Consider the following 25,088-nt stretch of genomic DNA (forward strand, 5'->3'; position numbering starts at 1 on the left):
GGACAGTGGCGAGAAAACGTGGACGCGAGATTGACGGTTGGCTGATTCTCGACAAGCCACTTGGTCCCACCTCAACCGATATGGTCAACAAGTTGCGTTGGGCCTTTGACGCACAAAAAGCTGGACACGCTGGTACGCTCGACCCGCTGGCTTCGGGCATCCTGCCGATCGCTTTCGGTAAGGCGACACGGACCATTCCCTACATCATGGATGCGACAAAGCATTACCAGTTTACGCTGACGATGGGGGAAAGCCGCACGACGGATGATCTCGAGGGTGAGGTTCTGGCAACCTCCTCGTACCGGCCGACGGATGAAGAACTCCGGGCTTCCCTACCGGCGCTGACTGGCGAGGTCATGCAGGTTCCTCCTGTCTTTTCGGCTTTGCGGGTAGGGGGGCAGCGGGCCTATGATCTGGCGCGTTCCGGCCGTCCGCCTGAGCTTCCTCCACGTCCTGCACGCATCGATTCGATAACTCTGGTTTCGCGTCCGAATGCGGACACGGCCATCTTTGAAGTGCAGTCTGGCAAGGGTGTTTATATGCGCTCTTTGGCCCGCGACATCGCTCTGGCCTGTGGAACGGTCGGGCATATTTCCGTCCTCCGCAGGACGAAATGCGGACCTTTCGATCTGTCCCATGCCATCACGATAGATCAGATAGCACTGGACAAATCAGCTCAAACTGTGGACAAGGCCGATGCTCTTCCGGCTCCTCTGCTGGATGTAGCGACCGCGCTGGTCGACATCCCGGCGCTGGCCGTTACCGAAGCGGAGGGAAGGATACTGATCTGGGGGCAGTCTCTTGACCCTGCTGATCTCACGTATCCTCTGCCGGCCGTGTCACGGGAGGGAGACCAACTGTGGCGTGCGATGATCGGAGAGCACGTGATTGGCCTGTGTCAGATCCGCGATGGACGGCTCAGGGCAGTACGGATGCTGGAAAACCACGAGTTTTTTGGAGAACACGATGTCGATTACTGCAGAACGCCGCACGGCTCTGATCGCTGAGTACCGCCAGAACGAGACCGACACGGGCTCGCCGGAAGTTCAGGTTGCGATCCTGACCGAGCGCATTGTCAATCTGACCGAGCACCTGAAGACCCACAAGAAGGACTTCCACTCCCGTCGTGGTCTTCTGATGATGGTCGGTCAGCGTCGCAGCATGCTGGACTATCTGAAGCGCAAGGATCAGGCTCGTTACCAGAGCGTGATCGAGCGTCTCGGCCTGCGTCGCTGATACGTCGTCCGGGGGCTTGCCCCCGGACATCCCTGCCATCGGACCTGTCCGCAGGTGGGGTGCGCGACCGGCGTTTCAGGCCACATGGTGTCGTTGCGGGTATTCTCTCGTTACCACCGCCATGCCGTCCGAAACGCTGCTCCGTCACCTGCCGGATGTCCAGATGATGGCTCGTTCCTAATTTAGGAGAACGATATGTTCGATTATTTCCGTAAGGAAATCGAGTGGGCCGGACGCCCGCTAATTCTCGAAACCGGCAAGATTGCCCGTCAGGCTGACGGTGCTGTCATGGTCACTTATGGTGACACGGTTGTTCTGTGTACGGCTGTTGGTGCCAAGAGCGTCAAGCCGGGACAGGACTTCTTCCCGATGACGGTCAATTATCAGGAAAAGGCTTATGCGGCTGGTAAGATCCCGGGTGGGTTCTTCAAGCGCGAAGGCCGTCCGTCTGAAGCAGAAGTGCTGAATGCACGTCTGATTGACCGTCCGCTCCGTCCGCTGTTCCCGGAGAACTTCCGTAACGAAGTTCAGGTTACGGCAACGGTTCTGAGCCATGATATGGAAAACGATCCGGCGATCGTCTCCCTTATCGGTTGCTCTGCTGCCCTGACGCTTTCCGGTATCCCGTTCTTCGGTCCGGTCGGTGCTGCCCGTATCGGCCGCATTGATGGCAAGTTCGTCGTGAACCCGACGCTGTCCGAAGTTAAGGACAGCACGCTGGATCTCGTCGTTGCCGGTACGTCTGAAGGCGTGCTGATGGTTGAATCCGAAGCCAGCGAGCTTTCGGAAGAAACCATGCTGGAAGCCGTGACCTTGGGTCACACCTCTTTTCAGCCTGTGATCGAAGCCATCATCGCTTTGGCCGAACACGCAGCGAAAGCTCCGTGGGATCTTCCGTCGCTCACGAAGGAAGAAATTGCCCTTCGCAAGCGCGTCGAGAAGATCGGCAACAAGCTGATGGCCGAAGCCTACAAGGAGCGCGTCAAGCAGGCCCGCTACAAGAAGGTCGGCGAAGCCAAGGACCGTATTAACGAGATCCTGGCGGAAGAAGGTTTTGACGTCGAGCTGGCCAAGCCGATGCTCAAGGAACTGGAAGCCCAGGTCGTTCGCGGTTCCATCCTCAAGACTGGCATCCGTATCGATGGCCGCGATCTGAAGACGGTTCGTCCGATCCTTGCGGAAGTTGGCATTCTGCCGCGTGCGCATGGCTCGTCGCTCTTCACCCGTGGTGAAACGCAGGCTCTGGTCGTGGCAACGCTTGGCACGGGCCAGGACGAGCAGATCATTGATGCGCTCGAAGGCGAATACCGTTCCAACTTCCTGCTGCACTACAACTTCCCTCCGTATTCGGTCGGTGAGTGTGGTCGTATGGGTTCCCCCGGCCGTCGTGAAATCGGTCACGGCAAGCTGGCATGGCGTGCGCTGCATCCGCTGCTGCCGTCCAAGGAGCAGTTCCCGTACACGATGCGCGTGGTCTCCGAGATCACGGAGAGCAATGGTTCCTCCTCCATGGCAACCGTCTGCGGTTCGTCCCTGGCGCTGATGGACGCTGGTGTTCCGCTGCCGCGCCCGGTTGCAGGCATCGCCATGGGTCTGATCAAGGAAGACCGTGGATTTGCAGTCCTGTCCGATATTCTGGGTGATGAAGATCATCTGGGCGACATGGACTTCAAGGTTGCGGGTACGGAGCAGGGCATTACAGCCCTTCAGATGGACATCAAGATCACGTCCATCACGCCGGAAATCATGCAGATCGCTCTGGAGCAGGCTCGCGGTGGCCGTATCCACATCCTCGGCGAAATGTCCAAGGCTCTGACGGAAGGTCGTGAAGATGTGTCCGGCAATGCGCCGAAGATCACGACGATTTCTGTGCCGAAGGAAAAGATCCGTGATGTGATCGGGTCCGGCGGCAAGGTGATCCGCGAGATCGTCGAGTATTCCGGTGCCAAGGTGGACATCGGGGATGACGGCACAATCACGATCGCTGCCTCCAATGACGAGCAGGCCCAGAAGGCCATCGCCCGCATCGAAGGTATCGTCGCGGAGCCGGAAATCGGACGCATCTACGACGGTAAAGTCGTCAAGACGGCGGACTTTGGTGCGTTCGTGAACTTCCTTGGCCCGCGTGATGGTCTGGTGCACATCTCCGAGCTGACACAGGGCCGCGTTGCCAAGACGTCCGACGTCGTCCAGCAGGGCGATGCTGTAAAGGTCAAGGTCATTGGTTTCGATGATCGCGGCAAGGTCAAGCTGTCCATGCGGGTTGTCGATCAGGAAACCGGTGCCGATATTACGGAGAGTGTGGGGGCCAAGCCTGGCCGTCCGCCCCGCCGCGACGCCGAGTGAGTCCTCGGGCGGGGCTCCCAAGGCCCCGCCTTTTTTGTGTGAGTATCGGAGACATCGAGTCCCCATGAAGTTGATCGACACCCTTCGTTTTGGTGGTCAGGATGTTCTGCCTCTGGTTGAGGGAGGCAAAGGTGTTTCTGTCTCCACCGGTATTTCGGCAGGTCATTGGGCTGCTGCCGGCGGAATTGGAACCATTTCCGCCGTCAACGCTGACAGCTATGACGAACAGGGGCGTCCTGTTCCCCAGATCTATCATGGTCGCACCCGCCGCGAGCGTCAGCGCGAGCTGATCCGCTATGCGATTGATGGTGGTGTCGCGCAGGCCAAGATCGCGCACGAAATTGCGGGCGGCAAAGGTCGTCTCCACGCCAATATCCTTTGGGAAATGGGCGGGGCAGAAGAGATCATCGAGGGTATCCTTGAGGCGGTACCGGGCCTGATCAATGGTCTGACCTGTGGTGCAGGCATGCCGTATCGTCTGTCTGAGATCGCGGTCAAACACGGCATTCCGTATTATCCTATCGTCTCCTCCGGGCGTGCGTTCAACGCGCTCTGGCGTCGTGCTTACAGCAAGGCTCCGGAACTGCTTGGTGGCGTGGTTTATGAAGATCCGTGGAGGGCCGGTGGCCATAACGGTCTCTCCAACACGGAAAATCCTCTGAACCCGGAAGATCCGTTTCCGCGTGTACTCGAACTGCGTCGGGTCCTGCGTCAGTATGGTCTGGACGAGACGCCGATCATCATGGCGGGCGGTGTCTGGGCGCTGGAAGAGTGGCAGGACTGGATCGGGAACCCGGATCTTGGGCCGATCGCGTTTCAGTTCGGTACTCGGCCACTGCTCACCAAGGAAAGCCCGATCCCGGATGCGTGGAAGCGCCGTCTTCTGACGCTGAAGAAGGGCGATGTGTATCTTAACCGCTTCTCTCCGACGGGTTTCTATTCTTCCGCCGTGAACAACAGCTTCATGCAGGATCTTCGGGGGCGCTCTGAGCGACAGGTCGCTTATAGCCCGGAAGCGACAGCAGAGCTGGATGCGTCTTACGGCGTGGGCGCGCGCAAGCGCGAAGTGTTTGTCTCTTCGACAGACCGTCAGCATATCGCTGGCTGGGAAGCGCAGGGCTTCACGGAAGCGCTTCGCACACCGGATGATACGCTGGTTTTCGTCACGCCGGACAGTGCCCGTGAGATCCTTGCGGATCAGACGAACTGCATGGGCTGTCTGTCTGCCTGTAAGTTCTCCAACTGGATGCAGCGCGAGCCTTATACCAACGGACAGAAGGCTGACCCGCGCTCTTTCTGCATTCAGAAAACGCTTCAGACCATTGCCCATGCCCCGAATGATGAACATGCGGACGATGTGGTTGACCACAACCTGATGTTTGGTGGCACGAACGCCTGGCGTTTCGGAACCGATCCCTTTTACGCGAATGGATTTGTTCCTACAGTGGGCCAGCTCGTGGAGCGTATTCTAACAGGACGATAAGATGACGGTGCGTGATCCACTGCCGCGACAGGCTTCACTGAACCGCACCCGTCACCTGACTTTCCTGTCCCAGTTTTTGGCCCGTCATTCGGTGCCCCTCAGCCCCGAGCAGCTCGCTCCGGCTGAGGGTGTCCGTGCGGCCTTGGCAACCGTTGTTGCCCTTCTTCCTGCTCTTTATTTCCATCAGGCGGTTTTCGCCTGGGCTGCCTTTGCAGCGTTCTGGTGCTGCCTGATCGAGCCGGGAGGCACAGCCCGAGAGCAGTTCCGTATTCTGGGTATTTTCACAGCTGCGGGTGCGGTGCTGGGTGGGGTGGCGTCCCTGATTGCCATGTCGCCTTTCTGGGGTGTCCTACCCTGGCTGATCGTGACAGGCCTGTTCGTGGGGCTGGCGCGCGCGCTGGTCCCCAGTATGGCTTTGCTCTGTGCCTTGCTGGGATGTGTGATGCTTGCGGGGATTGGTTTCCCGGCGTCCACGCTTCAGGACGCGTTGACGATCAGCTACGCGTTTGGCGGTGGTGGTCTGTGGGCCATTCTTCTTTGCCTCATTATTTGGCCCCAGCATCCTTATGCCCCTGCACGCCGTGCGGTGGGGGGATGTTATCGTCTGCTGTCCGTCATGGCTGGGGAGCTGGCTGCGGGGCGCCTGCAGGAAACCGTTCACCGGCAGACGATCCGAACGGCCATTGAGCGCGCGAGGGGCGTTGCCCTTCAGATTGACGCGGGTCATGCGAGTTACAGCATGCGTGGACGGCTTATTGCGTCATTGGCCGGAGCGGAGCGTCTGTTTACCGCGATGCTGGCTGTCGAGCATCTTGTAGAAACGCGCGGGCTGGATTTCGAGGCACGGGGAACGCTGGCGGCGTTTTCAGCGCTCTGCCAGCATGCGAGTGAGGCCGCTCTTGCGCCTGTTCCCAATCTTGAAGCGCTGTCTCAGGAGGCTCTGACGCTCGCAGGTAATATCCGCGTCCGTTCCGGCACGATCAGCGAACTTGTCGCGACCAGTGCGCGCACTTTGGGAAATCTTGCGGAAGGACTGGCAGAAAAAGCCCGATTGCCCTTCGATGCAGAAGCTCCCCGACATGTGGCCCGTCTGACCCCCGTGATCTGGCGTCATACACTGCGGATGGTTGTCGGCCTTTTGGGAACATATCTGGCGACTGAATGGCTTGGTCTCAGCTATGGATTCTGGGCGCTCGTCGCGTTTCTTCTTGTTATCCAGCCTTCCGGCCAGACAACGCTTGTACGGGCTCTGGAGCGTGTGCTCGGAACGATTGGCGGTGGCGTTCTGGTTCTGATTGTCTCACCGTTTCTGCCGGGGCTGTCGGAAATGGCAGTGGCCTTGGCCGTATTCGTGATCGGTGCCATTGCGATGCGGGCCGTGAACTATACGCTGCTGGTTATGTTCCTGAGCGCGCATTTCATCATTGTCACAGAAATGACGATGCCCTCTCACGGCATTGCGTGGCTGCGTATTCTCGATAATACGCTGGGAAGCCTTATTGGCCTTGGCTGTGCCTTTGCGGTCTGTCCACAAGGGCTGACGCAGGACATGAATGGGCTGCTCCGGGCCGCTATTGTTGGTAATCTGCGATATCTTGCGGCTGTGCTGAACGGTGATGATACGCTTGCTACAGACAGGACCCAGCGTCAGGCGGGGGTGGACACGACCCGGGCGGAATTTGCGCGAGGTTCTCTACCAATTCTGGGTGGATTATCGAGCGTCGGGCAGGAAAGTGAACATACTCACAAGTTATTGCGGTCGTTGCGGCGCCTGAGCGGCGAGGTGACGCTTCTGCGCTTTGATATGGCAGCTGGTCTTTGTCTTCCCGACCCTGAGGCTGCGATCTTCTGGCAGGCCAAGGCTGACGCTCTTTCCGCCGGAGAGCCACTCGCAGAGATTGCGGAGGACCTCGAAAGCGGAAAGATCAGATCGGAGATTGCGGCTCTTGAGCGAGTGGATCGAACATTGCCCGCTTAATCCGAAACCCACCTGAAGCCATAGAGGCTTGGTTCCGGACGAGTGGCTTAGTGCCGCCCGCCGGGACCGCCATGGCCGCCTCCGCCGCCAGCTCCATGTCCGCCGCCGCCTCCGCCGCGACCAGGTCCGCCGCTCGGCCGACCGCCACCTGGGAACCCGCCACCAGGCCCCCCTCCAGGGCGGCCACCCATATGGCCGCCACCGCCAGGGCCGCCACGATCTATGCGACCGCCCTGCCAGCGCCCTCCTCGGCCCGGATAAGGACCGACGGCGTAGCCGGGGCCCCAGCCGCCCCAGCCACCACCACCCCAGCCGGTATTATAGTAGCTGCCGCCGTAGCCGCCTCCATATCCGCCGTAGCCGTCATATCCGACGCAGCCTGAAAGGAAGGGGACGAAGGAAAATGCACCGATCAGCGCCAGAGTGCGTGAAAGACGAATGATCATTTCGCATCTCCTGTGCCGGTGGAATCATGCCATTCCATCACGCCGAAAGCAGCTCCGGTAGGGTCTGCAAGAACAGCAATGATGGTGTCCTGCCGATCAGGATGAGGCTGAACCAGCACCTTCCCGCCGAGTTCAACAGCTTTCTGGGCTGTAGCTCCAACATTGTCGACCTGAACGAAGTTCATCCAGCGCGCATGTGCCCCATCCGGCAGGCGCGGCGGGAGAGGGTTAATGGTGGCGCGGGTAATGGACTGGGATTCCAGAAGGTAGGCGCTTCCCCGCTTTGCGTCCGGTGCTGCTTCAACCTGATAGCCGAACAGTTTTTGGTAAAAACCAGCAGCTTCGTAGGGTTTGCTGGTCAGCAGTGCATTCCAGACCCATTCTCCCTGCTGCGGTGGTGTCGTGTCATCGGGTATATCGCCTGTGGCGGAGCGCAGAGCTGCAAACAGACCGCCCTGTGGGTCTGAAATAACGCTCTCATCTCCCCGGCCTATCACGTTCTGCGGTTTGAACAGGATATGGCCACCCCAGACTTTCGCTGCACTGGCTGCGGCTTTCACGTCCTGCACGGAAATGAATGGCAGCCAGAGTGGGTCACCATGAGCGACCATATTCGGGCGTTCGACCAAGCCTGCAACGGGACGTCCATTGACGATAGCCTGTGTGTATTGGCCTTTCGAGACTGTGACGTCTTTGAACGTCCAGCCCAACAGGGAGCCGTAGAATGTTTTGGCCTTGTCGAGGTCCGGGGTGGTCAGCTGTGCATAGACGATCTTGCCGGGCAGGATTTGCTCTTTTGCAGGAGCATTGGTTGCCGGTGTTGATACGTCGGCCGCATGAAGTTGGGGGGCGACGACAAAAGAGAGGGCCGTCCCCAGAAGGAGGGCCAGGGATCGCCGGCTTTTGCGGGCATGAGTACGAAACAGCGACAACGGATGTCTCCTTGCACGACAGGAGGGTGCCTGCGAAGCAGGCATGACGTGAACATCTAACGCACGTCCCGTTGGGTTGTTCCAGATCGGCCCTTTTGAACGGCTGGATCAGATCAGGGCGAGTTCTGCCAGTTCCCGGCGCAGGTGTGGTGGGAGATCAGCGATGCCGTCGCCGTCAGCAGATTGTCCGAGATCCGGAGGAGCATCCTTCGGGTCCAGATAGCGCCAGCCTTGGAAGGGGCGCATCGTACGCGGCTGTACGGGAATGATGTCATCCGAAACAACAATAAGCGTACCTTCGGTGCCATCCGGTCGGCGGCAGGCCTCCAACCCAATGATAGGCTGACGGCAGAGGATCATGCCGTCCATGACGCGATACAGGGAGCCGCCGTCCAGAACCTCGGCGGCCCGTTTGGGCATGGTCCGGGTCGGGACGGCACCATGACCATTCACGCGCGGGTGCTTCATCCGTTCCCGGAGAACCTCAATGGTCGGGCAACCGACGGCCAGCTTGATGATGTTCAGCATGTCGGTTGCCTTTCTTCAGGTCTTAGTGGGTACCCATGGCGTTCTGTGCCTGAGCGACGAACTCATTGATGAAGCGCTTCGTGTCCACAGACTGAACGAGCTTCACCTTCTGCAGGCCCATACCCTTAGGTGCTGTTGCTTCAGGCCAGACATGGGCGTGGCCATAATCCATGCCCGGGGCAGTGTTGATGTCCATATAGGCATCGACCGACTTCGTAACCAGATCTGGCTCGACTGCGATGGCGGACGTCAGCTCATCCCACAGCGGCAGGGGAGCGTAGAACTTCTGAAGATATTCCGTAACGGGCGTCTTCTTCTCTGCGATGCGGTTCATCAGTTCATGCGTCATCATGATGTCGTTCGAGACATTGCCGACACAGGTGATGGACGCCCAGGGAGCTGTCAGTGCGATGTGCGCAGCTTCCGGATCGGCAATCATGTTGAAGTCGGACGCGAAGTCAGCATTGCCCGTGACGGACATCATGCTGGAATCCAGCAGACCTCCCATGAACACAAGCTGCTTGGCTGTCGCTGCGAAGGTCGGGTCCAGGCGGATGGCAAGTGCGAGGTTTGTCAGCGGACCTGCAGCAATGATCGTGACCTGATGGGGATGGTCGTGAACGGCCTTGATCAGAACCATGGCGGCGGGAAGCGGATCGACGGCCATGTGCGCCGTCCCATCCGGCATTTTGCCGAGAGCAGGCTGGGTCGCGGGCGTCTTGTCGATAGAGCCGAGGCCGCCCCAGGCACCCTTCCAGGGAATGGTGCCGTACTGCTTTTCACGCAGTCGCGTTGCGGCCACCGTGTTGACGAGCGGCAGCGTTGCGCCATCAGCAACGGGGATCTGGGTCTGCTTGGCGATTTCGAGGAAACGACGCAGATGGGCCGATTCAGCGTTTTCCCAGTCATCGCCGACCGTAACGGTCAGGGCCAGAAGATTGACGTTGTCGCGGTTCAGCAGCGGAATGACGGACTGGATGTCTGATCCGCCTGGGCCGAGATAGTCGTTATCCTGAATGTAGTATCCCGGAGCCGCAGGGGCAGCGGAAGCAATGCCGGTCAGGGCGCAGGCAGCAAAGAGGGCAGAGAGAATGGATCGGCGCATGGTCTCGTCCTGTTAATTAACGCCCGATCATGCCCTCAAGTGACCAATCTTGCCAGCAATGCTTCAAGACGAAGTCTGCCTTCGGCCGTTGCTTTCAGAATACCCCCCTCCCGAATGAGATAATTCTCTTCCAGACAGGCTTCCAGCATGAAGCGGTCCATGCAGTCTTCCAGCGGCCGGCCGGTGCGTTGGGCGAAACGGGCTTCATCCACACCTTCAGAAAGACGCAGCCCCATCAGAAGCGCTTCCCGGCCACGTTCTTCAGGCGAAAGGAGCGTTTCGTCCGTGCTTCCTGAGCCGGTTTTTTCAACGCGCTCGGCCCATGGTTCCGGCGCACGGTGGCGGCGGGTGGCGTACAGATCATCATTCAGGGTCAGGCGACCATGTGCTCCGGGGCCAATGCCGATGTAATCCGCATAACGCCAGTAAGTCAGATTATGGCGGCTCTCGGCGCCGGGCTTTGAATAGTTGGAGACTTCATAGGGCATGAGGCCGTGTCGGGCTGCGGTCTCACCTGTGAGGTCATAGAGGCGTGCAGCGTCGTCGGCAGCCGGCAGGGTGAGTTCGCCTCTGCGATGCAGGGCTTCGAACTTTGTGCCGGGCTCGATTGTGAGCTGATAGAGCGACAGATGATCGGCCACGAGATCGAGTGCGGTGGAGAGTTCGTTCTCCCAGTCCGCATCGCTTTGGCCCGGTCGGGCGTAAATCAGATCGAAAGAAATGCGCGGAAACAGGGAACGGGCGGTTTCAAGCGCTTGAATGGCCTGTCCGGCTGAATGTTCGCGGCCCAGCATTTTGAGCGCGTCGTCCCGTAGGCTTTGCACCCCGAGAGACACACGGTTCACGCCGGCCTCACGAAAGGCGGAGAATTTTCCGGCCTCTACACTGGTGGGGTTGGCTTCCAATGTAATTTCCAGATCGGGCTCGGCATCGAAGAGCGTGTGTGCGTCTTCGATGAGGGCCGCGACCGTTTCCGGGGCCATCAGGGAAGGTGTGCCACCGCCGAAGAAAATGGAGCGGAGGGGCCGACGGCCAAGACGGGCCGCGTCATGTGTCAGTTCCTGACGAAGTGCCGCGGCGAAGCGCTTCTGCGGAATTTCATCCCGAACATGGGAGTTGAAGTCGCAGTAGGGGCACTTCGCCAGACAGAACGGCCAGTGAATGTAGAGGGAAAGAGGTTCGGTCAAATTGCAATCCGGACGCCGAACTCCACCACGCGATCAGGCGGGATGCGGAAGAATTCCGTGGTCGAGGCAGCATTACGCAGGAGGAGCAGGAACAGCCACATCCGCCAGAGCTGCATTTTGGGAACGCGAGAGCGAACCACAAGCTCATGGGATGTAAAATAGGAAGCCTGGATGGCATCAAACGCCACACCAAGCGCTTTCAGTTCCATCAGGGCACGCGGCAGGTTTGGCATTTCCATGAAGCCATACCGGACGATCACGCGATTGATGTTCGGGGCCAGTTCCTGAACGATTGTGCGGTGTCCGCGCTCGGCTTCCGGCTGATCAAGGTTCTGCACGGTCACGAACATGACGTGCTCATGCAAAACCTTGTTGTGCTTCAGATTATGCAGCAGCGAGTTCGGCACGACGTCCGGGTTGGCCGTGAGGAAGACAGCGAGGCCCGGCACGCGGATGGTGCGGGACTGCGGCAGGCGCGCCAGAAACGAAGCCATCGGCATGGAATCTGCCTGCTGCTTGGCAGCAATCAGGCTGCGGCCGCGCTTCCATGTTGTCATGACGATGGTGCTGATGATGCCGATAGCGAGTGGGACCCACCCACCATCCGGTATCTTCAGGACGTTGGCGGAGAAGAAGACCGCATCCACCACGAAGAAGAGGCCGAACACAGCACCAACGGCGGCAGCGCTCCATTTGAAGGTGCGGCGGAACACAACCATGGCCAGAACGCAGGTGCAGAGGAAGGTTCCGGTCACGGCGATACCGTAAGCGGCCGCCAGTGCAGCAGAGGAGCGGAAGGACAGCACCAGAACCAGCGCCCCGAAGGCAAGGATCCAGTTCAGGGACGGCAGATAGATCTGCGCTTCCTCATCCGCATTCGTATGAACGATACGCGTGCGCGGCAGATAACCGAGCTGGATGAGCTGGCGGCAGAGCGAGAAGCTGCCCGAAATACCAGCTTGGGATGCAATAACGGTCGCGAAAGTCGCCAGGATCAGCAGCGGGATCTGCGCCCAGTGTGGGCCGAGATGATAGAACGGGTTGGCCAGTGTGGCCGGATCATGGATCAGCAGCGCAGCCTGACCGAAATAGTTCAGCGTCAGGGACGGCAGCACGAAAAACAGCCAAGCCTTGCGGATCGGCGCGCGGCCGAAATGCCCCATATCGGCATAAAGTGCCTCGGCACCCGTGACGGACAGAACGACCGAACCGAGTGCGATGAAGGACAGGTAGCCGTGGAGAACAATGAATTCGAGCGCGAATGTTGGGGAGAGCGCCAGCAGGATATGCGGATAAAGCATGATGCCCCGCACACCGAGAAGGGCCAGCACCGCAAACCAAACCACCATGATCGGTCCGAAAGCGCGGCCAATCTTGCCCGTGCCCATGGCCTGCGCCGTAAAGAGCGCCACAAGTACGACCATCGCGATCGGGATGATCACGTGGCTGGCTGAGGGGACCGCAATCTCGAGGCCTTCCACGGCAGAAAGAACCGAGACGGCGGGAGTAATGATGCTGTCGCCAAAAAACAGGCAGGTTCCCGCAATACCCACAAGGCCGAACAGCCACCGGAACCTCTGGGATTTGCAGACGCGCTGGGCGAGGGACATCAGGGCGATGATGCCGCCTTCGCCGTCATGATCCGCCCGCATGATGAGCAGGACGTATTTGAACGTCACGATCAGCATGAGTGCCCAGAAGGTGAGGCTGGCCAGCCCCATGACTTCCCAGGCAGCTGCAGGGTGCTTTGCGGACCCTACGATGCCAACGGAGGACTGAAGGGCGTAGAGTGGACTGGTTCCGATATCGCCATAGACCACACCCAGAACTGCCAGAAGCGCGCCAAAGCCGGCTGGTTTCTTGTGACTGCTGCTCTCGGTGCCCCCGAGTTCGGACGTATTGCCGTCCTTGCGTGCCTGATCGATGGTTTGAAGGACTTCGCCGCTATCCACTGGAACCCCGGCGCCGGGATGAGGGGGGGTAGCGTTATCGCCGTCGTGTTCTGGCATCGGTGGTTCCATTTACGGGCATCGCAGGAAACCAACACTCCCAACACCTCACACGGACGTGTCGGAGCGCGGTCTTTCCCCTCAAGACAGGATTTCTTACAGGGATGCAAGCTGTGCGTTAGGAGCCTGTCATGGGACGGGAGCCAAAAATGGCGCTTCCAACCCGGACAAGCGTGGCTCCCTCGGCAATAGCCGTCTCGAAATCAGCAGACATGCCCATGGAAATCACCGGCAGCCCGTGGCGCTTCGCCAACTCTGTCAGGAAACGGAAATGAGTTGCCGGCTCTTCGTCTTCCGGCGGAATGCACATGAGACCACGCACTTTGGCACCGAACCTTGTCATGCAGGTCTTGATGAAGGCATCGGCGTCGTCACGAGAGACGCCCGACTTCTGGGGTTCGTTGCCAGTGTTAACCTGAACGAGAAGCTCCGGTAGCCGACCAACCTTGTTCGCAGCCTTGTCCAGCGCATCCGCCAGAGCAGGACGATCCAGAGTCTCGATCACGTCCGCAATACGGCAGGCCTCGACTGTCTTGTTGGTCTGGAGGCCACCAATAATGTGAAGGCGCAGGTCCGGCCATGCGTGACGGAGATCGGGAAACTTGGAGGCTGCTTCCTGAACGCGGTTCTCCCCGAAAACGCGCTGACCGGCTTTCAGAGCGGTTTCAACGGCCTCTTTCGGATGGAATTTACTGACGGCGACGAGGCCAACATCCGAGGCTGAACGCCCCGAAATTTCGCACGCATGAATGATGCGACTGCGGATAAGGGAGAGATTTTCTGCAATCTGATCGGACATGTCGGCAGAAGACTCCATTGCGTCCGAAGCCGCAAGATGCGATTTCGGCAGCATGCGAGAGATCGACGCCTGAGAATGACACAGAATACGCCCCCCCGCGGCTCCGGCCGTCCGAAGAACCCGTCTGCTTCCCGTCAGGGAGGACGCCGTCCGAAACAGGGACAGGAACGCCGTCCTGCACCCGACCCGACGCGCGACCTTGCCTTTGATATCGTCTGCGGTGTGGTCGAGCATCGCCGGATGCTGGAAACGACGCTGGATCGCGCGGGGCCCATGGACCTGCGGGATCGTGCATCCGCGCATCGTCTGGCAGCGACGACGCTCCGCTATCTTGGCAGCATGACGGAAGTTTTGCAGCCTATGCTGCGTCGGGAACCGCCTGAGCCTGTGCGTTGTGCGCTGCTGTTAGGTGTTGCACAGCTTCTGCATCTGGAAACGCCGCCTCATGCGGCTGTCGGTACGATCGTGGACCTTCTGCGTCGTCGTGGATTGGCTCCGTTCGCCGGTCTGGCCAATGCGGTTCTTCGCCGCGTGGCCCGTGAGGGGCGGGAACTGCTGGAAGGTCTGGATGAGGCTCGGCTGGATGTGCAGCCCTGGATGTGGGGGGCGTGGGGCCAACGCGCGCGCTCCATCTCCCGTGGTCTTCATCGTGAGGCTCCGCTGGATCTGAGCATGCGCCCCGGTGCAACCATTCCGGAAGGTGGGGACGTTCTGCCGACCGGGACGGTACGTTATCCGGCCGGAACACGCATTGCCACGATGGAAGGCTTCGAGGAAGGGCAGTTCTGGGCCCAGGACGTTGCTGCCGCAATGCCCGTGAAGCTGATGGGTAATGTCTCTGGCAAGACCGTCATTGATCTGTGTGCGGCGCCGGGGGGCAAAACAGCCCAGTTGGCAACGGCAGGGGCGCAGGTTGTTGCCATCGAGAAAGAAGAGGCCCGTGCCGTAAGGCTGCGCGAGAACATTGCGCGCATGCGTGTGGAGGCGGAGACAATCGTGGCCGATGGCCTGACCTGGCGTCCCGTGGCTCCTGTCGATGCGGTTCTGCTGGATGCGCCATGCTCGGCCACCGGGACGTTCCGCCGCCATCCGGACGTCCTGTGGATCAAGCGTCCCCGTGATGTGACCGCGCTGGCTCAGGGACAGGATGCGTTCATTGATGCCGCACGTGAGATGCTCAAGCCGGGTGGGATGCTGATGTATGCCGTCTGCTCCCTTCAGGACGAGGAAGGGCCGGATCGTATTCGCGCTGCACTTGAACGCGGCGGTTGGAGGCATGAGCCCTTTACGGACGCGGAACTGGCAGAGATGTCTATTGCCCGTACTCCGGAAGGCTTTTTCCGGACACATCCGGGCCTCTGGTGGGATCGCGGCGGGATGGACGGGTTTTTCGCTGCCCGTCTCATCAAGGTCTGACGGAAAAACCCGCCTGAGCAGTCAGGCGGGTTTTTTTATGCCTGTCGAGTCCGCCGTTCAGATCCTCGGAAGATGAACGCAGACCTCAAGGCCACCTTCCGGCCTGTTGGTCATGGTGATGTCTCCACCATTGGAGCGGATGATTGTCTGGGCGGAGGTCAGTCCCAGTCCCACACCCCCCGTTTGTCTGTTGCGGGATTTGTCCAGACGGAAATAGGGATCAAAAACGCGCGGCAGGCTGTCTTCCGGAATGCCGGGCCCAGTGTCCCGGATAAAGACCAGAAAATCGCCATTCGGCTGGATTTCGAGATCAATTGTCGGCGGTGTGGCATATTTAATGGCGTTCTCGACCAAATTGGTAAAGACGCGCTTTAGAGCATAGAGACGACCAACATAGCTGGCCTTTCCGGGGCCCTGATATTCGACCGTATGGCCCTGATCGCAGTAGTCGTAAGCGATGGTCTGGAGGAGGCCCGGCAGGTCGAACATGATGCTCTCTTCACCAGACGCGTCGTCGCGGAAAAAGGACAGTGCGCCATCAATCATGGCCTGCATTTCGTCCACATCCCGGAAAAGAGCGGCCTGCTGCTGCGAGCACTGAATGAATTCACCCCGCAGGCGTATTCGGGTCAGTGGCGTGCGCAGATCATGGGAAATGGCAGCGAGCATTGTCGTGCGGTGCTCGATGAACCGTTGGATCTGGGCCTGCATGCCGTTGATCGTCTGGGCGACCAGAGAAATCTCTCGTGGTCCTTTCTCATCAATATGGGTCGTGCGGGGCTGAAGGCCGAGCTGCTTCACGCCTTTGGCAAGATGCTCGATCGGGCGAGACATCTGACGGGATGCGATCATGGAAACGGCAATAACCCAGAGCGCGAGCATCAATCCCTGAAGAGAAAGGCGCTGAACGCTGTAAAGGCCCCAAACGCGCTCCAGGGCTATGCAAAGGATCCAGCTTCCATCTCCGAAACGCACACCGACGAAATAGGCGTCCCGAAACCGGTGGTGATCATAGGGGAGGCCGGATTCCTGAGAGATAGGATTATCTTCCTGGAAGACCACGATCTTGCTGGGGTAATGGCGCAGGTAAGGTTGTAGAAAATGCCAGCTCTGCCCGACTTCAGCTTCGCGGTAGTGTCCCGTTTCAAGCAGATGAGAGACGTGGTTGTCTTTATCATACCATGCGAAATGGACTTCATTTGTATTGGCTGCCTCTATGAGGTGCGGCCTGTCAGACGGCGGAGCCACTTCAACCATCCGGATTACCGTACCGACCAGACCCAGCAGGCCGGTCTCCTGGATATCCGGTTTGGCCCACTGGCCGCCAAATGTGAAAAACAGCTGAAGCACAAGCAGGGTGACGCCCGCAGCAAGCGTAACCGTGATGGCTAGACGGCGTGTGATTGTATCTTCCAGCAGGGACGGACGTCTCATGAACGTTTTACAGTCTCGGAGAAAATATAGCCGCCATTCCTGACTGTCCGGATCAAGGTCGGGTTCTTGGGGTCATCTTCCAGCTTGTGGCGCAGGCGACTGACCTGAACGTCAATGCTGCGATCATAGGCTGCATGCATGGAGCCTCGCGCCAGATCCATGAGCTGGTCTCTGGTCAGAACCCGCTGGGGATGTTCGACGAATGAGAGAAGAAGGTCGAACTCACCTCCAGACAACATGACCAGGGAATTGTCGGCAGAACGTAGTTCCCTGCGTGCCACGTCCAGTTGCCAGCCACCAAAATGGAGCATGGGGCGTGTTGGCGTCTCTGCGGCGCTCAGGCGCTCGGAGGTCCGTCTCAGAACGGCTTTCACACGTGCCAGCAGTTCCCGCTGATCAAACGGCTTGGTCAGGTAATCGTCTGCTCCGATTTCCAGCCCGACGACACGGTCCGTGTGATCTGCCATGGCAGACAGCATGATGACGGGAGTTTGGGATAAAGATCGCAGGCGCGTGCACAAGCTGAACCCATCTTCCTTGCGAAGCATGATGTCGAGAATGATGAGATCGACAGTTTCGCGTTCGAGTAGCGAAAACATCGCGTCTCCGTCTTCGGCAATCGAGACTTGGTAATGATGTTTCTCAAGAAACCCTGTCAGAAGCGTCAGGATATCCCGGTCATCATCGACAATAAGAAGGTGCGGCATGCTGGTCATTCTCCGCCTTTAGCATGGCCCGTTTTCTGCAGAATGTCCGGGTCTGCAAACTTGTTTCAGGTCGGACACAATCCACAGTCTTGCATTGAATTTGGGCAATCCGGCAGAGAAAATTTCCTGCATCAGCTGCCGGAAGAAATGTCTGCCGTTTTTATTTGAAGTGGCGGAAACCGGTAAGAAGAGCCGGCCCGGCGGTCTTTTGAGAAGAGTTCTAGGGAGTCTTCCTACCCACATTGAAAGTCAGTGGGTCTCTCTTGAAGAGAGTTTTTTCAAATGCTTGCCGCACTCTCGAGTTGGTTTTGTGGTCCTCACTCTTCCCGGGAACCTGGTCATATCTGTCACAAAACTCTCATAAATTATTTTTATGAAAGTTTTGTGACTATTCCAAAATTTCTAATTTTAATAATTTTTTTAAGGTCTATCGTTTGAAAAAATAAGAATAAGGAAGAAAACGATGAAGATCCGGAAAGAAATTATTCTCCTGTCTTTTGTGATGGCGGCGATGTCTTTCTCTTTGGGAGCATGTTCCGCAAATAGATCTCCCGAAACATTTGCATCCAATACCCATTATTCGCAGACAGTCGAAACAATTTCCCCCGAGGGGAATACGATTCCAGACAGAGCTATGTTCTGATCTCGTCTGTATTCTGAAAAAGCTTAATGAAAACTGCCACCTCTACGAAGGTGGCTTTTTTTATGCCTACTTCGGGCGTGATCAGATTCTTTTTCGAAATAGCGGTTACTCGAAGAAAAATGTCTTGCTTCCGGTTTGGTGATATACATATGTAAAACAGTGAACCAATGAGAAGGGGCGTGACATGCTTTCGGGACAGCGCCTGGAGGGCCGGCATGGATGGTGTGTGGAATGACAGCCAGCCAATCTATCAGCAACTTCGCGACAAGGTGGTCGGCATGATGCTCGATGGTGCTGTGGGCGAGGGGGACCCTGTCCCGTCCGTGCGGCAGGTTGCGGCGGACTGTCAGATCAATCCCCTGACCGTCATGAAAGCCTATCAGCAGCTTTCCGACGAAGGGTTGCTGGAGAAACGTCGTGGACTGGGAATGTTTGTGGCATCCGGCGCGCTGGAGCGACTGGCGCAGAGCGAGCGTCAGAAATTTCTGACGGAACAATGGCCCGAGACACTCCGGACAATCCGCCGCCTTGGCCTGTCCGTAAATGATCTTCTGCAAACCGGAGACGGCGAATGACCTGCATTGAAGCGCATGGCCTGCGTAAAGTTCATCGCGGCGGAAAAGGTGTTCAGGGCATTGATCTGAGCATTCCATCAGGCCGGATTGTCGGGCTGATTGGCCCGAACGGTGCTGGTAAGACCACCACCCTGAACGCCATTCTGGGGCTTGTACCCTACGAAGGTTCCCTGAAAGTTCTGGGGCGTGATCCCTGGCGCGAGCGTGAAGCCATGATGCAGGATGTCTGCTTCATTGCAGATGTCGCGCTGCTGCCACGCTGGATGAAGGTCTGGCAGGTGCTGAAATACGTTGAGGGCGTTCATCCGCGCTTTGATCGAACGCGTGCTGAACAGTTCCTGTCCCGGACGGACATTCAGCAGAAAACCCGCGTGCGGAACCTGTCCAAAGGCATGGTGGCACAGCTGCATCTGGCCCTTGTTATGGCGATTGACGCAAGACTGCTGGTGCTTGATGAACCAACGCTTGGTCTTGATCTGCTGTATCGGCGCGAATTCTATATCACGCTTCTTAACGACTACTTCGACCATGATCGCACCATTCTCGTGACAACGCATCAGGTTGAGGAAATCGAGGATATTCTGACGGATGTGATCCTGATTGGCGACGGTCGCATCACACTTCAGGACAGCATGGAAAATCTGGCTCAGCGTTTCGTGGAATTGAAGCCACGGGCAGACGCTGTTGAGGCCGCCCGAGCCTTCAGACCGCTCAATGAGAGGCTCATTCTGGGACAATCCATCATGCTTTTTGACGGTGTTCCCCAAAGTGAGCTGGCTGCATTGGGCGAAATTCGTCAGCCAAGGCTGGCCGATCTGTTTCTGGTGCTGATGGGACAGAACCGTTTGAACAAGGGAGCCGTGGCATGAGTGAAAAGCTGGGCTGGTCACTACGCCAGTATGTCTGGAGTGTGAAGCGGGAACTCTGGGGAAATCGTTTTCTGATTTTTGGCCCGCTGGTCTTCGTATGTCTGCCGCTATTTCTTTTTTGTCTACAAATATATGGGAGTCACTTGAAAGTATTAAATGGTACAGAAGAAGAAATACCTCCAAATTTTTTGCTTAGAATTATAGCGGAACTTATTTTTGGAGTTGCCAATGTTTCTGCATTAGTGGTAGGTTGCATTTATTCATTGGGTACGTTCTATAATGAACGTAAGGACCTTACGGTACTTTTCTGGAAGTCTTTGCCTGTTTCGGATCGCTTGAGTGTCGTGGCGAAGGCCAGTGTTGTTCTTTTGATCGGCCCCGTTTTATCACTGTTTCTTAGCGTCGGGGCGATGATTATTCTCGGTCCGATAATAGCTCAGGCCTATGGTATTTCTGTGATGGATTTGGCGAGGCAAGCCAGTTGGGGGCATCTCACGGGAGACGGTGTTGTCTACATTGTATTGAATACTTTGTGGTGGTTCCCGGTTTATGCACTCCTCTTTGTTGTCTCGGCGAGTGTTAGAACAGTGCCTGTGGTGTGGGTATTCGGCAGTTTTGCAGGGCTTTATATTGTGGAAGTCATTGGTCTGCGTAGGAATCACATCACATCTCTCGTATGGGACCGCTTTTTTAATTTCCCGGGAACAGGCTTCCGAGATGCCCAAATGAAGATTGTAGCGACGCAGATGGATGGGTTTAACGTTGAACACACGCCAACTGACAAGCTCATATCTGGGCATCTGGATTTTTCGGCTCTTTTCGCAAGCCCTGCGCTGTGGTGGGGCGTCGTCCTCGGGGTAGGATGCCTTGCTCTGACTGTCTGGCTCCGGCGCCGAGGAGAGCCCATTTAATTAAAGCGAGGTAGTTGGTCCCACGCCCCCGTCTGAAACGTGGGTAAGGGGGCCCGTTTACTTGTTTTCTGTTCCGAAAATGCTTTCCAGCGTCTGGGCCATGACCGTGCTGTCGAGCGTGCGGCCCAGCCAGATTTCCACGCCGATTACCCCTTGGTTCACGAGCATTCCCAAGCCATCCAGCGTCGTGCAGCCGATGGCTTGGGACTCCTGTAGAAAGCGGGTCTGCGGCGGGTTGGGAATGACATCCGCAACAACGGTGTCTTTCGTCAGGGTGCTCATATCAATGGGAGGGGCCGCCTTTGGATCCCCCAGACCAATGGATGTGGCGTTGATGAGAATATCCGTCCCGGCTGGAACAGAGAACTTTCCGGACCAGGCCTGAGCCTGCCCGATAGCATCGGTCTTTTCACGCAGCAGCGCCGCAATGGCCTCTGCCTTGGAAGCATCACGGTTGACGATCGTGATGTGCGCCGCTCCTGCCAGTGCCAGTTCCACCGCGATCGCACGGGCCGCGCCTCCAGCGCCAAGGATCACGACCTTTTTGTCCGCGGGAGATGTCACGGTTTTCAGAGACGTCAGGAAGCCCTTGCCATCGGTATTATGGCCGATCAGCTTTCCTTCCCGAATGGCCACACAGTTGACGGCACCGATAAGCCGGGCGGATTCCGCAATGTCATCCAGATGATCGAGAACAGCGACCTTGTGGGGCAGGGAGCAGTTGAAGCCCACCCATTCCATTGCTTTGGCGCCTTTGACGGCATCAGCGAGGGCAGCCGCCTTGACGTCGCAGTTGATATATCGGGCGTCGAGGCCAGCGTGATGGTATCCCGCTTCAATCATGGCCACGGTTGGATTGTCCGCACAGGGTGTTGAAAACGACCCTGTGAGGATGCTGCGAAAGCTTTTTTCACTCATGGTCGATTGTCCTTTTCGGAAAATGTCTCCGACATAGAAAGACAACCGCAGCAGATTGTAACCGGCAGATTGGCCGAAAAGGGCTTGTTTTCGGATTTGTGATGGAAGCGTGAGATCAGGCAGCCAATGTAATGATGGCGCGCAGCCCCCCTTCAGCACGGTTTTGAAGGCACACATCGCCGCCCTGGGCCCGAAGGATAGTCCGGGCGATGGACAAGCCCAGGCCCGTACCACCGGTTTCCCGGTTGCGGCTTGTCTCGATCCTGACGAACGGTTCGAACACTCGATCCAGTGAGTCTTCAGGCAGGCCGGGGCCGTTATCCTCCACAATGATGCGCGCGTATCTGTCTTTTTCCTTCTTAGGGGAGGGCGGAATTAGCGTGACATGTGCGCCGTTGCCATATTTCAGAGCATTGAGGATCAGGTTGTTCAGCGCACGTTTCAGCGCCACAGATCGCGCCATGATCCTGACGGGAGTCGTGGGAGATTCATAGATCAGGTTGTCAGCGTGATCGGGGTGTCCCTCGGCAGCTTCATCCATGATCGTCTGAAGGAGCGCCCGCAGATCTAGAGACACCACCTGTTCATCCGAAGCGCTGTCACGACCGAAGGCCAGAGTGGCCGCCACCATCGCTTCCATTTCATCAAGATCGGCAAGCATCTTGTTGCGGAGTTCATCATCGTCGATGAATTCGGCCCGTAGTTTCAGGCGCGTGATGGGGGTCCGCAGATCGTGTCCGATGGCGGTCAGCATTAGTGTGCGATCAGACACAAAGCGCCGTATCCGCATGGACATGGTGTTGAAGGCTATGGCGGCACGGCGGATTTCGGAAGGTCCGTTTTCCGGCAGAACGGTCGAGCTGTTGACGTCACGTCCCAGTGCTTCGGCGGCATTCGCAAGAGTTGTAACGGGGGCGATCAAGCGCCGTGTAGCCCAGACGATCAGGGTTCCGCCGCAAAGAGACATCACCAGAAAGGCGATAATGAAGGTAGGTGCTTCAAACGGGTTGGGTAGCGGCATCACATAACGCACTACGACCCAGCACTGCCCATCCGGCAGAAGCAGGGATGTGGAATGTGTCCGAAGTTCCTGGCCTGTCCAGATCTCGCGTGGATAAAGAGAGGTGGGAAGAAAAGCCCATCGGCCGCCGGGAAAACTGTCCTGGAATCTAGGACGTTCTTCTCCTCCCGGCAGACGCCATCCTTCAGGTCCTTCCGGATGGGGGAATGAGTGTTCCGGAGCGGGGAAAGGCTCCATGTCTCCAGGCGGGTGGCTGTCTGGCCCTCCCTGCATCGGGCTAGGCGGCCCAAAAAGCCCACCATTCGGGGCTACTTCATTGGGGCCAGGTCGGAAACGCTCCTGAAAGGCCGGTCCACCCATTGCGAAAAAAGGGGGCGGGGTTTTGTGGCTGTGAACTTCCTGATCCGGCATGGACAGAAGCAGGACTGTCGTGCTTGACGGGATATGCAGATCGTCAATGACGTTCTGGCGGTCTTCCGGCTTTGTTTCCGCAATCGTGCGGTAGATAGAGAAGACCTGCATCTGGTAATCATGCATCTGGCTGCGCTCGGCCATGTCGAGCCGGTCGAGCGCATGAATGCCCAGTCCTGCCAGTTCCACGACACCAAGTCCGACAATTAATAGAAGACTGGTTCGGGCAACAAGGGAACTGGGCAGGAACTTCATGATCAGACGCGTTCGACTTCTGCTGCAAGAACATAGCCGCCACCACGGACGGTCTTGATAACCTGCGCGTTGCGGCCATCGTCTTCAAGTTTGCGACGCAGACGGCTGATCGCGACGTCAATCGCCCGGTCAAACGGACCGGCCTGACGGCCCCGGAGCAGTTCCAGAAGCATGTCTCTGGTGAGAACGCGGTTGGCACGGTCGAGAAGCGCCATCAGCAGGTCGTATTCACCGCCGGTGAGGGAAATTTCGGCACCGTCGGGGTTGAGCAGACGGCGGCGCACGGGATCGAGGCACCAGCCGGCAAACATGATCTTCCGGGTATCTGTAGCCTGACGCTTTTCAGACGCATCAACCGTGCGGCGCAGGACGGCACGGATACGGGCCAGAAGTTCACGCGGATTGAACGGCTTGGCGACGTAATCGTCTGCACCAAATTCCAGCCCGATGATACGATCCGTTTCATCGCTCATGGCCGTAAGCATGATAATAGGAACATTATCCTGAGACCGTAGCCAGCGCGCGACTTCAAGACCGCTCTCGCCTGGAAGCATCAGATCCAGCACAACGAGCTGGTAATGTCCGTTTGACCACGCCTTGCGCGCTTCACGGCCATCCCGGGCTGCTGTGACGCGGAAATGATTGCGTTCAAGGAACTTGGTGAGTAGTTCCCGGATTTCACGGTCGTCATCAACGACCAGAAGATGGGGCAGGTTTTCCGTACCCATAATGGTGTTACCTTCCTTGCGCTTGTGACGCGACTCTGTTCCGCCGCGTCACTGTCGTGCTCAGGCCAGCCAGGATGGAACCGGTAGGTTCTTCGCACGAAGGAACTCAGGGTTGAACAGCTTTGACTGGTACCTGGCGCCACCGTCGCACAGAATTGTAACAATCGTATGTCCGGGGCCAAGCTTCCTTGCGGTTCGGATGGCAGCAGCAACATTGATGCCCGAAGATCCCCCTACAGACAGGCCTTCTTCCGCCGTTAAAGCAAAGATTTGTTCCAGTGCCTCGGGGTCTGCAATCCGCTCGGCGTCATCTGGTGCGCAACCTTCAAGATTGGCAGTTACGCGGCCCTGACCGATGCCTTCTGTGATGGAGCCACCGCTGATGGTCAGATCGTTGGATTTCACCCAGCCATAGAGCGCGGAACCTTCGGGGTCAGCCAGCACAATTTTTGGTGCGACCTTACCAGCCGCAGCCGCCTGTTCGCGCAGACCAATCCCGATACCAGCCAGTGTGCCGCCGGTTCCGCAGGCGCAGGTAAAGGCGTCAATCTTTCCGCCTGTCTGGTTCCAGATTTCGACGGCGGTTGTTGTACGGTGGCCCTCGCGGTTAGCGGTATTGTCAAACTGGTTGGCCCAGAAGCCACCGGTTTCCTCAGCCAGTCGACGCGAGACATGGACGTAATTGCCCGGATCACGGAATGGCTTGGCCGGAACGAGGCGCAGATCAGCACCAATCATACGCAGAAAATCGAGTTTTTCACGGCTCTGCGTTTCCGGCACGACGATGATGGCCTTGCAACCCATGGCCTGCGCCACCAGCGTCAGCCCGATGCCTGTATTACCCGCCGTTCCTTCGACGACTGTCCCGCCAGGCTTGAGGGCACCGGTGCGGAATGCGTCCTGAATGATGGCGAGGGCAGCACGATCTTTCACCGATCCGCCGGGATTCATGAACTCGGCTTTGCCATAAATCTCGCAGCCGGTTTCTTCCGAGGCACGTTTCAGGCGGATCAACGGCGTGCCACCGATGGCGGCCGTCATGCCAGCAGACGGAGCCTGCCAGCCTTTTGAAACGGACTGGTGTGCGTCGGTGATGTCAGTCATACGTTTTCTCCTGTGCTGACGGAATTAGACCGCGTTTTATAAGGATG

At 57.9% G+C, this 25,088-nt stretch carries 22 protein-coding genes; 9 read left to right on the forward strand and 13 right to left on the reverse strand.

The features are described from left to right. The first annotated feature begins 5 nt into the window (after nt 1-5). The 5 genes from truB (at nt 6) to GFR01_RS01190 (ending at nt 7,043) form a co-directional block, all read left to right on the forward strand. Complete coding sequence (gene truB, locus GFR01_RS01170) at nt 6-1,007, forward strand: tRNA pseudouridine(55) synthase TruB (RefSeq protein WP_099180958.1); 1,002 nt, start codon at nt 6-8, stop codon at nt 1,005-1,007. Then, the gene (gene rpsO / locus GFR01_RS01175; protein WP_007283842.1) at nt 967-1,236 is read left to right on the forward strand and encodes a 30S ribosomal protein S15; all 270 of its coding nucleotides are present in this window, start codon (nt 967-969) and stop codon (nt 1,234-1,236) included. The genes truB and rpsO overlap by 41 nt, the downstream gene beginning before the upstream one ends. 195 nt (nt 1,237-1,431) lie before the next feature. Next, nucleotides 1,432-3,582, forward strand: coding sequence for a polyribonucleotide nucleotidyltransferase (gene pnp / locus GFR01_RS01180; protein WP_099180959.1), 2,151 nt, complete (start codon nt 1,432-1,434; stop codon nt 3,580-3,582). 64 nt (nt 3,583-3,646) lie between these two features. Then, nucleotides 3,647-5,065, forward strand: coding sequence for an NAD(P)H-dependent flavin oxidoreductase (locus GFR01_RS01185; RefSeq protein WP_099180960.1), 1,419 nt, complete (start codon nt 3,647-3,649; stop codon nt 5,063-5,065). 1 nt (nt 5,066) lies between these two features. After that, nucleotides 5,067-7,043: an FUSC family protein gene (locus tag GFR01_RS01190; protein WP_099180961.1), complete on the forward strand. Its 1,977-nt coding sequence runs from the start codon at nt 5,067-5,069 to the stop codon at nt 7,041-7,043. A gap of 47 nt (nt 7,044-7,090) precedes the next feature. Here GFR01_RS01190 and GFR01_RS15650 read toward each other — a convergent pair whose 3' ends face one another. The 7 genes from GFR01_RS15650 to GFR01_RS01225 all read right to left on the reverse strand — a co-directional run bounded on the left by GFR01_RS15650 (nt 7,091) and on the right by GFR01_RS01225 (nt 14,103). Further along, nucleotides 7,091-7,489, reverse strand: a complete 399-nt coding sequence (locus GFR01_RS15650; RefSeq protein ID WP_167384183.1) for a hypothetical protein — start codon at nt 7,487-7,489, stop codon at nt 7,091-7,093. Beyond that, nucleotides 7,486-8,421: a VOC family protein gene (locus tag GFR01_RS01200; protein WP_244902100.1), complete on the reverse strand. Its 936-nt coding sequence runs from the start codon at nt 8,419-8,421 to the stop codon at nt 7,486-7,488. Before GFR01_RS01200 ends, GFR01_RS15650 begins: the two co-directional genes overlap by 4 nt. A 108-nt stretch (nt 8,422-8,529) precedes the next feature. Continuing rightward, on the reverse strand, nt 8,530-8,949 hold the full coding sequence (locus GFR01_RS01205; protein ID WP_063904381.1) for a DUF1489 family protein: 420 nt from the start codon (nt 8,947-8,949) through the stop codon (nt 8,530-8,532). A gap of 22 nt (nt 8,950-8,971) precedes the next feature. After that, entirely contained in the window at nt 8,972-10,054 is a 1,083-nt protein-coding gene (locus tag GFR01_RS01210) for a nucleoside hydrolase (protein WP_063904380.1), read from the reverse strand. A 35-nt stretch (nt 10,055-10,089) separates the two neighbouring features. Then, on the reverse strand, nt 10,090-11,241 hold the full coding sequence (gene hemW / locus GFR01_RS01215; RefSeq protein ID WP_099180962.1) for a radical SAM family heme chaperone HemW: 1,152 nt from the start codon (nt 11,239-11,241) through the stop codon (nt 10,090-10,092). Then, a complete protein-coding gene (locus GFR01_RS01220; RefSeq protein WP_099180963.1) occupies nt 11,238-13,262 on the reverse strand; it encodes a potassium transporter Kup in 2,025 nt (674 codons plus the stop codon). Before GFR01_RS01220 ends, hemW begins: the two co-directional genes overlap by 4 nt. A gap of 106 nt (nt 13,263-13,368) precedes the next feature. Continuing rightward, nucleotides 13,369-14,103, reverse strand: coding sequence for a YggS family pyridoxal phosphate-dependent enzyme (locus GFR01_RS01225; protein WP_099180964.1), 735 nt, complete (start codon nt 14,101-14,103; stop codon nt 13,369-13,371). A gap of 21 nt (nt 14,104-14,124) precedes the next feature. On the opposite strand from GFR01_RS01225, the gene GFR01_RS01230 reads away from it, so the two are divergent. Further along, nucleotides 14,125-15,465: an RsmB/NOP family class I SAM-dependent RNA methyltransferase gene (locus GFR01_RS01230; protein ID WP_099180965.1), complete on the forward strand. Its 1,341-nt coding sequence runs from the start codon at nt 14,125-14,127 to the stop codon at nt 15,463-15,465. 57 nt (nt 15,466-15,522) lie between these two features. Here GFR01_RS01230 and GFR01_RS01235 read toward each other — a convergent pair whose 3' ends face one another. Further along, nucleotides 15,523-16,899, reverse strand: a complete 1,377-nt coding sequence (locus GFR01_RS01235) for a sensor histidine kinase (protein WP_099180966.1) — start codon at nt 16,897-16,899, stop codon at nt 15,523-15,525. After that, nucleotides 16,896-17,606: a response regulator gene (locus tag GFR01_RS01240; RefSeq protein WP_174694637.1), complete on the reverse strand. Its 711-nt coding sequence runs from the start codon at nt 17,604-17,606 to the stop codon at nt 16,896-16,898. Before GFR01_RS01240 ends, GFR01_RS01235 begins: the two co-directional genes overlap by 4 nt. A gap of 822 nt (nt 17,607-18,428) precedes the next feature. Between GFR01_RS01240 and GFR01_RS01255 the strand changes: the two genes are divergently transcribed. From GFR01_RS01255 to GFR01_RS01265, 3 genes are read left to right on the forward strand one after another with little or no spacing between them, the layout of a single operon-like run. Further along, nucleotides 18,429-18,824: a GntR family transcriptional regulator gene (locus tag GFR01_RS01255; RefSeq protein ID WP_244902101.1), complete on the forward strand. Its 396-nt coding sequence runs from the start codon at nt 18,429-18,431 to the stop codon at nt 18,822-18,824. After that, a complete protein-coding gene (locus GFR01_RS01260; RefSeq protein ID WP_099180970.1) occupies nt 18,821-19,693 on the forward strand; it encodes an ABC transporter ATP-binding protein in 873 nt (290 codons plus the stop codon). The genes GFR01_RS01255 and GFR01_RS01260 overlap by 4 nt, the downstream gene beginning before the upstream one ends. Further along, nucleotides 19,690-20,604 (forward strand): ABC transporter permease, encoded by a 915-nt coding sequence (locus GFR01_RS01265; RefSeq protein WP_099180971.1) that lies wholly within the window; start codon nt 19,690-19,692, stop codon nt 20,602-20,604. Before GFR01_RS01260 ends, GFR01_RS01265 begins: the two co-directional genes overlap by 4 nt. Nucleotides 20,605-20,661: 57 nt before the next feature. On the opposite strand, the gene aroE is transcribed toward GFR01_RS01265, so the two are convergent. The 4 genes from aroE to GFR01_RS01285 form a co-directional block, all read right to left on the reverse strand. Next, nucleotides 20,662-21,522: a shikimate dehydrogenase gene (gene aroE, locus GFR01_RS01270; RefSeq protein ID WP_099180972.1), complete on the reverse strand. Its 861-nt coding sequence runs from the start codon at nt 21,520-21,522 to the stop codon at nt 20,662-20,664. Between the two features lie 115 nt (nt 21,523-21,637). Then, nucleotides 21,638-23,209 (reverse strand): ATP-binding protein, encoded by a 1,572-nt coding sequence (locus tag GFR01_RS01275; RefSeq protein WP_099180973.1) that lies wholly within the window; start codon nt 23,207-23,209, stop codon nt 21,638-21,640. Nucleotides 23,210-23,211: 2 nt separating this feature from the next. Next, nucleotides 23,212-23,937 (reverse strand): response regulator, encoded by a 726-nt coding sequence (locus GFR01_RS01280; RefSeq protein WP_063904369.1) that lies wholly within the window; start codon nt 23,935-23,937, stop codon nt 23,212-23,214. Between the two features lie 60 nt (nt 23,938-23,997). Then, nucleotides 23,998-25,041 carry a cysteine synthase A gene (locus GFR01_RS01285; RefSeq protein WP_063904368.1) on the reverse strand — a complete coding sequence of 348 codons (1,044 nt, stop codon included), beginning with the start codon at nt 25,039-25,041 and terminating at the stop codon, nt 23,998-24,000. Nucleotides 25,042-25,088 lie beyond the last annotated feature (47 nt).

It is taken from the genome of Gluconobacter frateurii, from assembly GCF_002723955.1.
Taxonomy (GTDB): Bacteria; Pseudomonadota; Alphaproteobacteria; order Acetobacterales; family Acetobacteraceae; genus Gluconobacter; species Gluconobacter frateurii.